This window comes from Pseudomonas sp. SB113, assembly GCF_040754745.1.
Classification (GTDB): Bacteria; Pseudomonadota; Gammaproteobacteria; order Pseudomonadales; family Pseudomonadaceae; genus Aquipseudomonas; species Aquipseudomonas grimontii.
Genome location: NZ_JBFMHW010000002.1, coordinates 274,389 through 290,882, shown reverse-complemented (window position 1 = coordinate 290,882; position 16,494 = coordinate 274,389). Strand labels below are relative to the sequence as shown.

The following is a 16,494-nucleotide window of genomic DNA, read 5'->3' as shown; positions in this document are numbered from 1 at the left end:
GACCAATTCCGACGGTAATGGTCGGCTTTTAACCTGAGAGCCTGTCGTAGCCACTTGCGCCCCCGATTGGCCGCGCTCACAGGGGCTATTCCGTTAGCCGATAGTCAAAAAAATCATGGGTAAGCTGCCTTCCATCAACCACAGCCCTTGATGGCCTATCCAATGAATACACGCTCCACCCCATCGTCCAGCAACCATCCGCCAGCGTCTTCCCTTCCTGCACACCACGCCTTCATCAAGCCGAAATTACCGTCTTGGCTGAGCCAGGCGCCTGCGTCAGCGCTCACGGATTTTCGCGACAGTTTGATTAGCAGCAATCAGGCCAGGCATGACCTCAAAGCGCTTCTGGACGAGCTTAAAAGCCCTGAAGATTTTGCCCGACCGCTGTTGCGCGAGGCGCTCAGTTCAAGGTTTTTCGGCCTGGTTAACGATGAAAACGCCATTCTGGTGCGCGAATGGAAAAACCACCACCTGCTAGGGCTCATCAAAACCCATGCCCGAACCACTCGACAGACCTTGCTGGAAGCGGCCCTGCAAAACTTCGAGGCCTCAGAAGCAGAAGACGGAGGCATGGAAACCGGCACGACCCTCTACAACGTCACGCGGGATCGCGAGGTGGAAAGCCTTGCATCTGCCACCTCATTTGCAGAGCTTTGCCGCACTCAAGACCTGGGAGGCAAGTACCTTGCGCATATCAGCAGTGTCCTTGAACCAACCTCCGAGACCACCCCCTCTCGCAATGCCACTGAGGTAATCCGTTTGTTCCGCGCCCAGGCACAACACGCCTTCGGGGTCGCATTGCATATCGCCTACATGCGCCAGCAGTTCACCCCCAAACAGCACCTGCAGTTGAACAGCCTCCAGCGCTCAGGATCGCATCTGGATATTCAAATCAATCACCTGACAATCAACTGTGTCGTACTGCCCGGGGTCCTGGTGATTCAGGCTCCTACGATCAGTATCTCATTCATCCTCTATACCCCCGAAGACCCAGACGAGCCACTGCGCCAATACACCTCCATGGCCAACCTCCAGCGGGATTTGGCTGAACGTCTGCTAACCGAAAGTTATCGGGAATTCTTCAATCGCCTTGTACCCTTGCAACATCAGTTCAACCTATTGGAAGTGTCTGCTACTCAATCGGGTTCACCTGCGCTTGCCATGGGCGGAAGAATCTATACTGACCCAGCCCATCTGAAACAACCGATCAGTCTTACCCCGATCACCACCGACGTGTTCCGGGCCATCGCACAGCATAAAATCGACCAGATCAAGAGCGACGCCCGCACTCTGGTCGTCCCCACCGCCGACGCGGACCTATTGAGCAGGCAGAAGCGCCTCCAGAGCTACATCGACCTGGGTAAATCCTTGCTGTTCTTTGCCGCGTCGTTCATTCCGGTTGTCGGCGAGGTGCTCCTGGTCGTCACCGCCGCTCAGCTGATCGGCACGGTTTATGAAGGTTTTGCTGCCTGGAGCCGTAACGACAGCGACGAGGCCCTGAACGACTTGATGGACGTGGTTGACAGTGTTGCCCTGGCTGCGGCGACAGCCGGCGCCATCAAGACGGCGGGCTTCACCGCCAACCTGATAAAGGTCCAGGTGCGCAACAAAGGCTGGCGCTTGTGGCACTCAGACATGAAGCCTTACCGCCACACCAAGGAGTTGCCCGAACACCTTGTCGCCAACAAACAAGGTTTATATCAGTACGAGCAACGTAGCTATCTGAAGCAGGATGATCACGTCCATGTTGTCAAACGTGCTCCCGATGGCAAGCAATGGGAGCTGTCGCACCCCACCGACCCGCTTGCTTATGCCCCCCCTTTGCTCAGCAATGAAGTGGGAGGCTATCGGCACTTGCACGAAACACCAAAGGACTGGGACGACCTGAAACTGATCAAGCGCCTGGGGCCCGATGCAACCAATATCAAGCAACCTGCGGTCGAGCCTATCCTGCTGCTCAGCGGCGTGGATAAAACTGCCCTGCGCCAGCTCCACCAGGAGATGGTGCGCCCTCCTCCCTTGCTGCTCGACACCGTCAAACACTTCAATCTGGAGCAGGAAATAAACGACTTCAACCTGGCTCGCGCCGAAGGCACTTCGGTCACCCCTCACTCGCCACTCATTCAGTTCCATCTGTTGGTTTCGTTGCCCGAATGGCCTGCAAACCGGGCATTGAAGATTGTTGATGAGCAACAGCAAATCGTGATGACTCATGATACGGGTACTGCTGAAATCAAGATAAGCGAGGCGCGATTCAGAAAAGGGGAATTGTTGCATGCTGTAGAGGAGCAACTGCCACAAGCTGAGTTCAACAGACTGATGCCCACCCTGAGCATCGACTATTTCACCAAAGTTGAAAATCTTGCCATGCGCTTGGAAACAGAAGCGGAGCAGCAAAAACAGCGGCTGCTTTCCTTGCTCAACGAACCCGGTGAACGAGCCATCACTTCAGCCGAGAAAAGCATTCGCGCGATCATCCCGGAACTCTCCAAGCGCCACCTGGAAGAAATGGAGTCCACGCTTTCCGGGCAAGAACGCCAACGCCTGCAAGAGGAAAAGACCTTGCCGCCCGTGCAGCAATGGGAAGCAGGCCATTATCGCGATGCAATACAGATGACGCGCTTGAAAGAAGGCCTCTTTCTCCACGCCGCAAGCAGCCGCAAGAGCGTGCCTTTGGTTCTGTACATCCTGGAGCAGACTCCCGGCTGGCCGGCGTCGCGAAAGCTCGATGTATATGACGGCAGTCACGAAGGCCCTCTACTGGGCAGCATTGGCGAGGCAAATGCCAGCAACCAACATGTAGTGATCCGGCAAGGAGAGCTGTATGCAATCTACGATGCCCAGAACGGGCACACGAGCTCACTCACTGATCTTCCGGGCGCCATCGAGCGCACGCTTTCCGAATCTGAGCGCAGCACCATCCTTAGCCAATCGGGCACCAACTCCCTTGAGCAATCACTGCAAAAAACCGGCCTGTCGCTGATGGGTGAGCGCCGCGCGCCTGTTCGTGCCATGCCCCCTTCAACGCAGGCAGCAGGCACGACAGGCTTACCACTCGACCCAGCATTCTGTGAAACAACATCTCCCACGGGGCTGACAGTACGTGCCGACGGCACCTACCAATCCGCGCCTCTTCCCGATGGGAGTTATCGTTATTACATACAGGACAACCAGAAATACTATCAGGTCAAATCCGATGCCATAGGTTGGCGACTGATCGACGCCCGTAGCCGCTTCAGAGCCTATCAGCCCTATGTGCGACCAAAGGCCGAAGGCGGCTGGGAAATTGATCAGGCCAAGGGAGCATTACCGGGTGGAAGAGGCTCGCCCCTCTTGTCACTTGAAGGCATGGATTCCAGTGATGAGTTTGAGTCGGCTCACTCTTCCAGCGAATACGAGTCGGCCGAAGAAGGTAGCGTGAGACCTCAATACACCGTTCAGGAATTGAGCTACATGCGTACCCAACGAAGCTTTCAACACAGCCAAAACTACCGTGGTATTTATGACCGAGCCAACAATGGCCGCTATCCGCTACGCGACATTGAGGGGCGCCCCATGCGAATCAGGCACATACAGAGCCAGGGGAAGTCGTTAACGTCCGACACCTGGTTCAGAAACAGCGCGCTTCGCCCTTACATTCAATGGGAGGGTTATGAAAATGTCGCCCGTTTGTATGAGGACAAGCTTGAGGTTACCACCTTCACCCAAGCCCATCTGAAGTTCCCCCAAGAGGCTTCACTGATCGGCCAAGCCACGGTCATCACCCGGCGCCCCGTTTTAAAAGGCGAAGCACTGGGTGTCTACGGTGGAGAACTATTACATTTCTACGTTGCCAGGGCTCGACTAGACCCCTATCTGATACCGATCAAAGACTTCAGGCCGACCTCACGGTATGCCGTAAACATGCAGCTGGTATTGTCCGGAGACAATGCGCTGTCGAGAGTAAACACGGTTTTTGAATATGACGGGGAGTTCCCGGTCAGGCAGGCCAGCACAGGCTACAACGTGGAAGCCACACAGTTCCGGGTGCAAACAAAAACAGACGACAACCCACCGGAGCAACTCATACTCACTGGACTCTTTGCCAGCGAGGACATTCCAGCAGGCACCGAGTTACGCTGGAATTACCAATACGACGAATCGACCATCCGCAGCCTGTTTCCCAGGCCCTAGGAGCGACTATTCGTCGTCGTCGAAGTTGTAGCTGCCCGGCGCAAGGTTCTCGAAGCGCGTGTATTTGCCGATGAACGCCAGTCGAATAAAGCCGATCGGCCCGTTACGCTGCTTGCCGATGATGATTTCGGCAATGCCTTTGTGCTCGGTCTCGGGGTGATACACCTCGTCGCGGTACACGAACATGATCACGTCCGCATCCTGCTCGATCGCTCCGGATTCCCGCAAGTCGGAGTTCACCGGGCGCTTGTTGGGGCGTTGTTCCAGGGAACGGTTGAGCTGGGACAGGGCGACTACCGGGCAGTTGAATTCCTTGGCCAGGGCTTTGAGGGACCGGGAGATTTCGGAAATCTCGTTGGTCCGGTTATCGCCGCTGGAGCCTGGGATCTGCATCAACTGCAGGTAGTCGATCATGATCAGGGCGATGTCACCATGCTCACGCACCAGGCGGCGGGTACGCGCACGCATCTCGGACGGGCTGATACCGGCGGTGTCATCGATAAACAGCTTGCGATCATTGAGCAGGTTGACCGCCGAAGTGAGGCGCGGCCAGTCGTCGTCTTCCAGGCGGCCGGCACGGACCTTGGTCTGGTCGATACGGCCCAGGGACGACAGCATACGCATGATCAGCGATTCGCCTGGCATCTCGAGGGAGTACACCAGCACAGTCTTGTCGCTGCGCAACACGGCGTTTTCCACCAGGTTCATCGCAAAGGTGGTCTTACCCATGGATGGACGGCCGGCGACGATGATCAGGTCGGACGGCTGCAGGCCGCTGGTCTTCTCGTCGAGGTCGGTGTAGCCGGTGGAAATGCCGGTGATGGCGTTATCGGTGTTGAACAAGGTGTCGATGCGGTCGATGGCCTTGGTCAGCAGGTCGTTGACGCTGACCGGGCCGCCTGTTTTCGGGCGCGCTTCGGCGATCTGGAAGATCTGGCGCTCGGCTTCGTCAAGGATTTCGGCGGCGGTGCGGCCTTCGGGGTTGAAAGCGCTGTCGGCGATTTCGGTGCTGATGCCGATCAGCTGGCGCAGGGTGGCGCGTTCGCGAACGATCTGGGCATAGGCCTTGATGTTGGCGACAGACGGCGTGTTTTTTGCCAGTTCACCCAGGTAGCCCAGGCCACCGACCTGGGAAGTCTGGCCTTCCTTGTCCAGCTGTTCCGCCAGGGTCACCACGTCGATTGGCGAGTTCTGGTCGGCCAGCTTGGCGATGGCGCGGAAGATCAGGCGGTGGTCATGACGATAGAAATCACCGTCCGAGACTTGATCCAGCACGCGTTCCCAGGCGTTGTTGTCCAGCATCAGGCCACCGAGCACGGCCTGTTCGGCCTCGATGGAATGCGGCGGCACCTTCAGGGCAGCGGTTTGCAGATCGTATTGCTCAGGAGCTGAAATATCGTTCATGGCCACTTGGAATTAGGGGATTGTAGAAAAACAAAAGGCACGACCTGTAAACAGGATCGTGCCCGATGTTAACTGTCTGACACGCGAGGTGCCAGTCAGTTAGGTGCTGCTTAAGCTGCTACCACGACAACGCGTACGGTGGCTTCAACTTCGGCGTGCAGGTGCACGGCTACGTCGAATTCGCCTACGTTGCGGATGGTGCCGTTCGGCAGACGAACTTCGCTCTTCTGCACTTCAACGCCGGAGGCGGTCAGTGCATCAGCGATGTCGTGGGTGCCGATCGAACCGAACAGCTTGCCTTCGTCACCGGCGGTGGCAGTGATAGTCACTTCCAGCTCAGCCAGTTGGGCAGCGCGAGTTTCGGCCGAAGCTTTCTTGTCTGCTGCTGCTTTTTCCAGCTCAGCACGACGCTCTTCAAACGCAGCCAGGTTGGCAGCGGTTGCAGCGGTGGCTTTGCCGTATGGCAGCAGGTAGTTACGACCGTAGCCGGCCTTAACGTTCACTTTGTCGCCCAGGTTGCCCAGGTTGGCGACTTTTTCCAGAAGGATCAGTTGCATGTGAAAATCCTCTAACTTTTAACCTTCACCGTTCGCGTTATCGGCGTCTTTCGGCGCAGAACGTCCGCGAAAATCAATCAGGCTGTCGACAATGGCCAAGACCACGAGTAACGGACCGATCAAGTGCATGAGCGGCAGGACGGTAACGTAGATCCCCACCAGCCAGAAACTGGCCAGTCTTTTCTGCGCGACCAGCCCGTGAATCAGGGACAAGCCAGCGAAGAACAGCGGCACACCGCACAACGGCAACAAGATCAAGGTGTGCCACCCGATAAACGGAGCAACACACATGACGGCCAGCAGTGACAGCGCAACGCGCTTGGGGATCCGGATTGCGCGAAACTCGCTTCCGAAACCGCCGGGGTTATACAACAACGCCTGCCAATAGCGCCCAAGAATCAGGCACAACACACTAAAGATCTGCACCGAAACCGCTGTCGAAATGATCAACATCGGAACTGCCAATGAAGCGAGCGCTGCTTTCTGGTCTGCCGAGAACTTCTCGTAAGACTCACCCATCACCAGCGGCAAGACGTGTTGAAACGTCTGCGCCAAGGATTCGATGAAGGAACCGAAGACGGTCCCCAGGCTCACTGCACACAACAATCCCACGGCCGTGCTGACCAGCAGCACGCGATTCCAGGAATGCCCAGCGCGCAAAACCAACGCCAGGCTGCAACTCCCGAGCAGCACCAGAAGCGCTGTCGGATCCTGCAGGAAATGCCAGCTCACCAACACTGACAAGAATCCCAGACCCAGGACGCTCAAGGCGTCCGAACCGCGCCGCAGGAGCACAAGGCAACCCGCGGCGGCACCTAACCAGAACAACAACGGCAACACTGCACATCCAGCCACTACCAGAGTGGCCTGCACACGACCGCGCATGATGAACTCAGCTAAGGCGCGCATGCATTCAATCCCTTACTACTTGTCGACTGCCCGGTCTCAGCGGCCGTGGCTGTCGGTGTAGGCCAGCAGGGCCAGGAAGCGGGCGCGCTTGATAGCGGTGGCCAGCTGACGCTGATAACGTGCTTTGGTACCGGTGATACGGCTTGGAACAATTTTGCCGGTCTCGGATACGTAGGCTTTCAGAGTGTTGAGATCTTTGTAGTCGATCTCCTTCACTTCTTCAGCGGTGAAGCGGCAAAACTTACGACGACGGAAGAAACGTGCCATTTGATAGGCTCCTTAATAAGGTCCGTGGATTACTCGTCAGCGTTATCGCTGCTGTCGCTGTCATCACTATCAGCGCTATCAGCGCCTTCGTGCTCAGGACGGTCGCGACGCTCACGGCGCTCACTGCGGTTTTCTTCAGCCTTGAGCATCTCGGATTGGCCAGTGACGGCTTCTTCGCGACGGATGACCAGGTTACGGATCACTGCATCGTTGTAGCGGAAGTTGTCTTCCAGCTCGGCCAGGGCCTTGCCAGTGCACTCAACGTTCAGCATCACGTAGTGAGCCTTGTGAACATTGTTGATTGCGTAGGCCAGTTGACGACGACCCCAATCTTCCAGACGGTGGATTTTGCCGCCGTCTTCTTCGATCAGCTTGGTGTAACGCTCAACCATGCCGCCGACTTGCTCGCTTTGATCCGGGTGGACCAAAAAGATGATTTCGTAATGACGCATGAATGCTCCTTACGGGTTGTAGCCTGCCGCTCAAAAACGGTCAGACAAGGAGTGAATGACACTTATGGATCTTGCCGCAGGGAGGCACATCGGTGCCTGCCAGGAAGGCAAGGGGCGCAATAGTAGAGGAGCAGGGGGGAAGCTGCAAGCTACAAGCTACAAGTGGTCAACCACCGTGCTTTTAACTTGCAGCTTGAAGCTTAAGACTTGCGCGAAGCGACTGCCTTTTTAGCCCCACGCTGACGCTGGGCCTCAAACAGGCACACGCCGGTCGCGACCGACACGTTCAGGCTGCTGACGCTACCGGCCATCGGCAGGTGCACCAGGTAATCACAATGCTCACGGGTCAGGCGACGCATGCCCTTGCCTTCGGCCCCCATGATCAGGATGGTCGGGCCGGTGAGGTCCTGGTCATAAATACTGACCTCGGCTTCGCCAGCCGTGCCCACGACCCACAAGCCGCGCTGCTGGAGTTTCTCCAGGGTGCGCGCCAGGTTGGTCACGGCCACCAGCGGAATCACTTCCGCCGCGCCACAGGCGACTTTACGCACAACCGGCGTCAAGGTAGCCGACTTGTCTTTAGGCACAATCACCGCCAGCGCACCGGCAGCATCTGCCGAACGCAGGCATGCGCCGAGGTTGTGCGGGTCGGTCACGCCATCCAGCACCAGCAACAGCGGCGCACCTTCGGTACGGTCGAGCAGCTCGTCGAGCATCGCTTCACCCCAGACCTGACTCGGACTCACGTCCGCAACCACACCCTGGTGAACACCCTCGACCCACACGTCCATTTCACGACGCTCGGCCTGACCGATAGCGACTTTGTTTTGGTTGGCCAGCTCGACCAACGCTTGTACGCGTGGCTCGCTGCGGCCTTCGGCCAGCCACACTTGCTTGACGCGTTTAGGGTGGTGACGCAGCAGTGCTTCTACAGCGTGTACGCCGTAGATTTTTTCCAGACTCATGACTTGGCCTTAGGTTTGCGCGACCCGCCGCTTTTCGCGGGGGCCGAACCCGCTTTTGGCGGGCCTTTACGGTGTTTACTTGGCTTGCTCGACGGCGTTTCCGTCCCGTGGGACTTTCCCCCAGACGCCGCTTTACCACCGCTTTTGGCTTCGTTGAGCAACTGCTGCTTCAACTCACGGCTTTTGCGCAGCTCGGCGTTTTTCGCCGCCGCGTCGCTTGGGCGGTAGGCTTCGGGAGCCTTGTCCTTGGCAGCAGGACGACGCCCGGCCTTGGCTGGAGCGGGCTCTGCAACTGCCGCTTTCGCGGGAGCGCCTTTGCCTTTGCTTGCAGGCGCAGTCGTTTCGCTGCCACGCTTTTTACGGCCCGCCGGTTCGGCAGGTTTATCAGGCATACCGAAGTCGATCTTGCGCTCGTCGAGATCGACGCGCATGACCTGCACTTCCACGGTATCGCCCAAACGGAAGCTGCGACCGGTACGCTCACCCGCCAGGCGGTGGTGCACAGGATCGAAGTGGTAGTAGTCACCCGGCAAGGCGGTGACGTGCACCAGACCTTCGACGTAAATGTCGGTCAACTCGACGAACAGGCCAAAGCCGGTCACGGCAGTGATCACGCCAGGGAACGACTCGCCCACACGGTCCTTCATGAACTCGCACTTGAGCCAGTTGACGACGTCGCGGGTGGCTTCGTCGGCACGGCGTTCGCTCATGGAGCACTGCTCGCCCAACTGTTCCAGGGCCGTTTCGTCGTACGGATAGATCCGTGCCTTCGGAATGGTCATGGCACCGGCGCGCTTGACGTGCGGGGTGTTCTGCTTGGAATGGATCACGCTGCGGATTGCGCGGTGCGTGAGCAAGTCCGGGTAACGGCGAATCGGCGAGGTGAAGTGGGTGTACGCCTCGTAATTCAGGCCGAAGTGGCCCTGGTTATCGGCGCTGTACACCGCCTGGCTCAGGGAGCGCAGCATCACGGTCTGGATCACGTGGTAATCCGGACGGTCCTTGATGCTGGCCAGCAGTGCCTGGTAATCCTTCGGTGTCGGGCCGTCCTTGCCTTTGTGCAGGGACAGGCCCAACTCGCCGAGGAACGCACGCAGTTTTTCCAGGCGCTCCGGCGGCGGACCATCGTGCACGCGGTAGAGCGCAGGAATTTCGTGCTTTTTCAGGAATTCAGCGGTGGCCACGTTGGCCGCCAACATGCATTCCTCGATCAGCTTGTGCGCATCGTTACGGGTCGTCGGAGTGATCGCGGCGATCTTGCGCTCGGAGCCGAAGACAATCCGGGTTTCCTGGGTTTCAAAATCGATTGCGCCTCGCACGTGACGTGCGCCCAGCAGCACCTTGTACAACGCGTAAAGTTGCTTGAGATGCGGCACGACATGCCCGTACTCACCACGCAACGCCTTGGCTTCGCTGGTTTTCGGCTGCTCCAGGATGGTACTGACCTTGTTGTAGGTCAGGCGCGCCTGGGAGTGGATCACCGCTTCGTAGAACTGGTAATCAGTCATTTCGCCGGTTTTCGAGATAGTCATCTCGCATACCATGGCCAAACGGTCGACTTTCGGGTTCAGGGAGCACAGTCCATTGGACAGCTGCTCAGGCAGCATCGGGATCACACGCTCAGGGAAATACACGGAGTTGCCGCGTACCTGGGCTTCGTTATCCAAGGCCGAACCGATCTTCACATAGCTGGAGACGTCGGCAATCGCGACGAACAACTTCCAGCCGCCGGAAAACAGGCGCAGCTTGCCGGGCTTGGCTTCGCAGTAGACCGCATCGTCGAAGTCGCGGGCATCTTCACCGTCAATGGTGACGAACGGCAGATGGCGCAGGTCGATGCGTTTTTCTTTGTCTTTCTCTTCGACTTCCGGCTTGAGCTTGGCGGCTTCCTTGAGCACTGCCTCAGGCCAGACATGAGGAATATCGTAGGTGCGCAGCGCAACGTCGATTTCCATGCCCGGCGCCATGTAGTTGCCGACCACTTCAACAATATCGCCCTGGGGCTGGAAGCGCGCAGTTGGCCAGTGAGTGATTTTCACCTCGACGAACTGGCCGACCTTGGCCGCGCCATTGCGGCCCGGGGTAATCAGCACTTCCTGCTGGACCTTCGGGTTATCCGGCACAACAAAGCCGATGCCGCCTTCTTCGAAGTAACGGCCGACGATGGACTCGTGGGCACGGGACACCACTTCGACGATCACGCCTTCACGGCGACCGCGACGGTCCAGGCCGGAAACGCGCGCCAGGGCACGGTCGCCATCGAACACCAAGCGCATTTGCGCCGGGCTCATGAACAGGTCATCACTGCCGTCATCCGGGATCAGGAAGCCGAAACCATCACGGTGGCCGGCAATGCGGCCGAGAATGAGATCAAGCTTATCCACTGGCGCATAAGTGCCACGGCGGGTGTAGATCAGTTGAGCATCGCGCTCCATGGCACGCAGGCGGCGGCGCAGGGCTTCGAGCTGGTCTTCGGTAGTCAGACCGAACTCTTCAACCAGCTGCTCGCGGCTAGCAGGCGAACCCCGATCGGCGAGATGCGCCAGGATCAGTTCGCGGCTAGGAATAGGGTTTTCATATTTTTCCGCTTCACGAGCGGCCTCGGGATCGAGGGACTGCCAATCGGCCATTAGAGAATTTTCACCTTGTCTATATGCGGGTTAGTTTGGCATACGCGTATTGAAACGGGAAATTTCAGGCAGCAACAAGTGTTTAAAAGCCCTTTATAGCCCCCGCCACGCACCTTGCACGACCATTGGCGAATTTTTCCAGGTTTTTTTCATACCGGGGGTTTACAGCTAAAAATCCGCTCCGTATAGTGCGCGCCATCGACGACGGCAACGTTGTTGATGCTGCCCAGGTGGTGAAATTGGTAGACACGCCAGCTTCAGGTGCTGGTGATCGCAAGGTCGTGGAAGTTCGAGTCTTCTCCTGGGCACCAAATTCAGATCAAACCCGCGAAAGCGGGTTTTTTCGTTTCCGGGGTTTAAAAACTCCGCCTGCAATTTCCTTCCCGCGCCGCACTTGAGAAGGTTTATCGTTTATCCTTGCAATGATTTGTTGCACTCAAGCGAGGAAACCTCCGGATGATGATCCGCGATACCCGTCTCAAGACATCCCTTCTGCGCGGCCTGACCCTTACCCTGCTCGGCCTGACCCTACTCTCCCCCGCCGCCCATTCCGCCGACAAGGTCTCCCTGACCCTGTACAACGGCCAACACAAAGAAGTCGGCGACGAACTCGCCAAGGCCTTCGAAGCCAAGACCGGAATTCACGTCAACGTGCGAAAAGGCAGCAGCAACCAACTGGCCAGCCAAGTCGTGGAGGAAGGCGACCGCTCCCCTGCCGACGTGATCTACACCGAAGAATCGCCGCCGCTGAACAAACTTGGCGAGCAAGGCCTGCTGGCCAAGATCGATGCCGGCACGCTCGACGTGTTGCCCAAGGATTACGTCGGCCGTAACGGCGACTGGATGGGCGTGACCGCACGCACCCGCGTCGTGGCCTTCAACCCGAAATTGATCGCCGAGAAAGACCTGCCCAAGTCGGTACTGGATTTCGCCGGCCCCGAGTGGCAAGGCAAGGTCGGCTTCGTACCCACCAGCGGCGCCTTCCAGGAACAAGCCGTGGCGATCATCAAGCTGCATGGCCGCGAAGCCGCCGAAGAATGGCTGACCGGCCTGCGCGCCTTCGGCAAGGTGTACAGCAACAATATGGTCGCCCTGAAGGCTGTGGAAAACGGCGAAGTAGCCACCGTACTGGTGAACAACTACTACTGGTTTGCCCTGAAAAAGGAAAAAACCAACCTCGATTCCCAATTGCACTACTTCACCGATGGCGATGCCGGCGGCCTGATCACCGTGTCTTCGGCGGCCGCGTTGAAATCCAGCAAGCATCCAAAAGAAGCCCAGCAACTGCTGGCGTTCATGGCCAGCGAAGAAGGCCAGCGCGTGATTACCAATACCTCGGCCGAGTACCCGCTGCGCAAAGGCATGCAATCCAACCGCGGCCTCAAGCCTTTCAACGAACTGCAACCACCGAAAGTCACCCCCGCCGACCTGGGCAACGCGGAAGAAGCCTTGGACCTGGAACGTGAGGTTGGCTTGAACTGATGAACCCATCGCGCCCCACCCCCGCCCTGCGCGGGGGTTTCAGCCCACGCCGCAAGCGCCCTTCGATCTGGCTACTGCTCCCTGTCCTGTTACTGGTTGGCCTGAGCCTGCTGCCGCTGGTGTACGTCGGGCTGAAGGCCTGGCAGGCGGGCTGGGCGCAAGCGGTGCATCTGCTCTGGCGGCCTTATGTGTTCGGGTTGCTGCGCAACACCTTGGCGCTGATGGTCGGCGTGACGGTGGCGTGCGGCGTGATCGGCCTGTCCCTGGCCTGGCTGCTGGAACGCAGCAATCTGCCAGGGCGCCGCATCTGGGGCGTAGTCCTGTGCCTGCCGTTCGCGGTACCGGCGTTTGTCAGCAGCTTCACCTGGGTATCGCTGAGCGCCAACTTCGAAGGGCTCGGCGGAGCGATCCTGGTGATGACCCTGTCCAAATACCCACTGGTGTTTTTGCCGGTGGCGGCGACGCTGCGCAATCTTGACCCCTCCCTGGAAGAGTCGGCCCGCACCCTGGGACTGAATCGCTGGGGCGTATTCTTTCGCATCACATTACCGTTGCTGTGGCCATCACTGTTGGCCGGCGCACTGCTGATTGCCCTGCATATGTTGGTGGAGTTCGGCGCGCTGTCGATCATCGGCCTGCAAACCTTTACCACCGCGATCTACCAGCAATTCGAACTGGAATTCAGCAATGCCAACGCCGCGATGCTTTCGGCAGTGTTGCTGGTGATGTGCCTGACCCTGCTGTGGCTGGAACTGCGCGTGCGCGGCAAGAGCCGGCACGTGCGCATCGGGCAGGGCGCGGCGCGGCATGCGGCGCAGGTGCGACTGGGCCAGTGGGCGCCACTGGGCCAGGTGTATTGCCTGGCGCTGGCGATCATCGGCAGCGGCATTCCGCTGGGCATGCTCGGCTATTGGTTGGCGGTAGGCTCCTCGGCGGCGTTTCCGGCGGCCGAGATTGGTGAGGCGTTGTTGTCCTCCCTGGCACTGTCACTGGGTGGCGCCGCACTGTGTCTGGTGCTGGCGGTACCGGTGGGACTGCTGGTGGTGCGCTACAAGGGCCAACTGGCGATCTGGGCCGAGCGCCTGCCGTATCTGCTGCACGCCCTGCCCGGCCTGGTGATTGCGTTGACGCTGGTGTATTTCGCCCTGCATTACGTGCCGGCGCTGTATCAGACCTCGGCGCTTTTGCTGATCGCCTATGCATTGTTGTTTCTGCCATTGGCCCAGGCGCCGATCCGCACGGCCTTGAACAAGGCGGCACCGCAGCTGGAAGAGGCTGCGCGCACGCTGGGGGCGTCGTCGTTCAGTGCGTTTTGCCGGGTGACGCTGCCGATTATTTTTCCGGCACTGGGGGCGGCATTTGCGCTGGTGTTTCTGGATGCGATGAAGGAGTTGACGGCGACGTTGCTGCTTAGCCCAACCGGGCTGAATACCTTGGCGACTGCCGTGTGGGCACATACCTCGAATGTGGAATTTGCGGCGGCGGCGCCTTATGCGGCGTTGTTGATATTGGTGTCGGGGCTGCCGGTCTATCTGTTAACAACTCGGATGTACTTGAGCCGCTGAGATCGCCATCGTGGGCAAGCCCCCTCCGACATTTTGAATGCATTTCATCCCGAGGGAGGGCGCTTGCTCCCAATAGCGTCGGTCCAGGCGACGCTAAGCCCGGAACTGCCCCAGACTCGCCTTCAACTGCGCCGCCAACCCGTCCAGCACCTTGCCACTGGCGGTAGTCTCCACCACCGCCTGCGCCGCACGTTCGGCCTGGGCATGGATCACCTCGACCCGGCCTCGTACCGCATGGGCGCCCTGGGCTTGGTGCTCGGCTGCGCGGGTAGCCAGGCCAATCGCCGCATGCACCTGCTCCACTGAGGCCTGCACCGTCTGCTGCAAGCGCACGCTGTCGCGCAGCACCAGCAAGCCTTCGTTAGCCTGACGCCCGGCCTTGCCGATGGTTTCCACCGCTTCGCGCGCGCCCTGCTGCAATGCGACGATATGCGCCTGAATATCGCCCGTAGAGCTTTGGGTCTTGCTGGCCAACGCACGCACTTCGTCCGCCACCACCGCAAAGCCACGCCCGGTCTCGCCAGCACGTGCCGCTTCAATGGCTGCGTTGAGCGCCAACAGGTTGGTCTGCTCGGCGATGCCGTGGATGACCGTCAGCACCACCTCGATCTGCTCGCTTTGCTGGGCCAGACGCTCGATGACCTGGGAACCGGCCTGCACCTGCCCCGCCAGCGCCTCGATCAAACTGCCGACCTCAGCCGAAGTGCGCGAGTTCTCATCCGTGGCCTGGCGAATATCCACTACTTGCTGCAACGCTGCCTGCATGGCGTGGCTTTCGGCCTGGGCCTCGTCGGCCATTTGCGAGAGTGCGCGCAAACTCTCCGCCACCTCATCACGCTGCAAGCCGGCTGCCGCATCGGCGCCGGCATTGCGCAAGGTCATAGCACCGATTTCCACGCCGGTACGCTGCGCCACATCGCCCGCCTCGCGCACGATGGGTTGCAACTTATCCACAAAGCGATTGACCGCCGAGGCCATGTCGCCGATTTCGTCCTTGCTGTTGATTTGAACGCGCTTGGTGAGGTCGCCCTCGCCTGCCGCCAGGTCATCCATGGCCGCGATGAGCAGCTTCAGGCGGTTGACCACGCGGCGACCGAGGACCACGGCGATCAGCAGCAACACGCCGAAACCCACCACCGCCAGCCCCATGCCGATGCGCCAACGCAAGGTGCCGGCAGCCTCCTGCACGGCGCTGGTGGTATTGACGGTCATCTGGGTCGCAGTGGCTTGCGCCGACTGCAGGCGAGCGCCCATGGCCGCCGCGCTATCCGCCGCGGCACCTTTGAGGCTGTCCCCGACCAACTGATCACCACTGGCAATCAGTGCGGCAAAACGTTTGTCCAGCGCTTGCAGGTCGGCCTCGACCGACGCGGTCGACACCCCCATGAGCACCTTGCCAATCTCCACGCCGTTAGGGCTGATGGAAGCCTCGACGTAGAACACTGAAGGATCGTTCTTCGCAGCGTTCAGGACTTTGTCCAAGGCGCGATCGCCCTGGCCTTTTTCCAGCAACGCTTTGTTGATCGGATTCTCGCGATTCAGGTAACGAGTCAGGTGCTCACCCGCGGCATCGTCATAGACCACAAACAGCACGTTGGGATTGCGCTGAGCGCGCCGGGCAAACTCGGACAGCGTCGGCACATCGCTGTCCCACATGGCACGGGGCGCCACCGAAGCCAGTAGCTGCGCCATATCATTGGCGGAGTCTTGCAGATCTTTTTCCAGGGTCGCACGCAATTGCTTCTGCTCTGCCTGCAGGCGCTCGGAAAGCCCAGCGGTCAGACGCTGACGTGTGCTGCTGGACAAGCTGTCCAGACTCGAGGTGACCTCTTTGCCGGCCTGAGCCAATTCACCGGACAGCTTCTGGCTGTCGATGCCCAGGCGACTGCCTAAATCGGCCTCCAGCGCCGTAACGGTGCTCCGAGTGAGAGCGACCGCCACCAGCACTTGCACCAAAAGAGCGATACCGAGGGTAACGAACACCGGCCGCAACAGACGGCTTTGTAACAATGAGAGAACGGCAGACATCGGGAATCCCTCCACCACGGGTGCCATTAATTTGATAGCACCGCGAAAGAGAGAAACATAGC

The 16,494-nt window shown here is 59.1% G+C and carries 11 protein-coding genes and 1 tRNA gene; 4 read left to right on the top strand and 8 right to left on the bottom strand.

Features of this window, described 5'->3' with window-relative positions:
* Positions 1–162 precede the first annotated feature (162 nt).
* Positions 163–4,173, top strand: a complete 4,011-nt coding sequence (locus AB1462_RS04085) for a DUF6543 domain-containing protein (protein ID WP_367246220.1) — start codon at positions 163–165, stop codon at positions 4,171–4,173.
* 6 nt (positions 4,174–4,179) lie between these two features.
* Here the strand turns inward: AB1462_RS04085 and dnaB are convergent, their stop codons facing one another.
* The 7 genes from dnaB to rnr form a co-directional block, all read right to left on the bottom strand.
* Complete coding sequence (gene dnaB, locus AB1462_RS04080; RefSeq protein ID WP_017526410.1) at positions 4,180–5,577, bottom strand: replicative DNA helicase; 1,398 nt, start codon at positions 5,575–5,577, stop codon at positions 4,180–4,182.
* A 110-nt stretch (positions 5,578–5,687) separates the two neighbouring features.
* A complete protein-coding gene (gene rplI, locus AB1462_RS04075) occupies positions 5,688–6,134 on the bottom strand; it encodes a 50S ribosomal protein L9 (protein WP_003171376.1) in 447 nt (148 codons plus the stop codon).
* 18 nt (positions 6,135–6,152) lie between these two features.
* The gene (locus tag AB1462_RS04070) at positions 6,153–7,043 is read right to left on the bottom strand and encodes a hypothetical protein (protein ID WP_090400857.1); all 891 of its coding nucleotides are present in this window, start codon (positions 7,041–7,043) and stop codon (positions 6,153–6,155) included.
* Positions 7,044–7,079: 36 nt separating this feature from the next.
* On the bottom strand, positions 7,080–7,310 hold the full coding sequence (gene rpsR / locus AB1462_RS04065; protein WP_003171373.1) for a 30S ribosomal protein S18: 231 nt from the start codon (positions 7,308–7,310) through the stop codon (positions 7,080–7,082).
* Between the two features lie 29 nt (positions 7,311–7,339).
* Positions 7,340–7,762 carry a 30S ribosomal protein S6 gene (rpsF, locus tag AB1462_RS04060; RefSeq protein ID WP_003171371.1) on the bottom strand — a complete coding sequence of 141 codons (423 nt, stop codon included), beginning with the start codon at positions 7,760–7,762 and terminating at the stop codon, positions 7,340–7,342.
* A gap of 200 nt (positions 7,763–7,962) precedes the next feature.
* Positions 7,963–8,727 (bottom strand): 23S rRNA (guanosine(2251)-2'-O)-methyltransferase RlmB, encoded by a 765-nt coding sequence (gene rlmB, locus AB1462_RS04055; protein WP_090400858.1) that lies wholly within the window; start codon positions 8,725–8,727, stop codon positions 7,963–7,965.
* The gene (rnr, locus tag AB1462_RS04050; protein ID WP_367246218.1) at positions 8,724–11,357 is read right to left on the bottom strand and encodes a ribonuclease R; all 2,634 of its coding nucleotides are present in this window, start codon (positions 11,355–11,357) and stop codon (positions 8,724–8,726) included. The genes rlmB and rnr overlap by 4 nt, the downstream gene beginning before the upstream one ends.
* 224 nt (positions 11,358–11,581) lie before the next feature.
* Between rnr and AB1462_RS04045 the strand changes: the two genes are divergently transcribed.
* The 3 genes from AB1462_RS04045 (at position 11,582) to AB1462_RS04035 (ending at position 14,404) form a co-directional block, all read left to right on the top strand.
* Positions 11,582–11,668, top strand: a tRNA-Leu gene (locus tag AB1462_RS04045).
* A 145-nt stretch (positions 11,669–11,813) separates the two neighbouring features.
* Positions 11,814–12,839: an iron ABC transporter substrate-binding protein gene (locus AB1462_RS04040; protein WP_259193355.1), complete on the top strand. Its 1,026-nt coding sequence runs from the start codon at positions 11,814–11,816 to the stop codon at positions 12,837–12,839.
* The gene (locus AB1462_RS04035) at positions 12,839–14,404 is read left to right on the top strand and encodes an iron ABC transporter permease (protein ID WP_259193356.1); all 1,566 of its coding nucleotides are present in this window, start codon (positions 12,839–12,841) and stop codon (positions 14,402–14,404) included. Before AB1462_RS04040 ends, AB1462_RS04035 begins: the two co-directional genes overlap by 1 nt.
* 93 nt (positions 14,405–14,497) lie before the next feature.
* Here the strand turns inward: AB1462_RS04035 and AB1462_RS04030 are convergent, their stop codons facing one another.
* The gene (locus AB1462_RS04030; protein ID WP_090400862.1) at positions 14,498–16,432 is read right to left on the bottom strand and encodes a methyl-accepting chemotaxis protein; all 1,935 of its coding nucleotides are present in this window, start codon (positions 16,430–16,432) and stop codon (positions 14,498–14,500) included.
* Between the last annotated feature and the right edge of the window lie 62 nt (positions 16,433–16,494).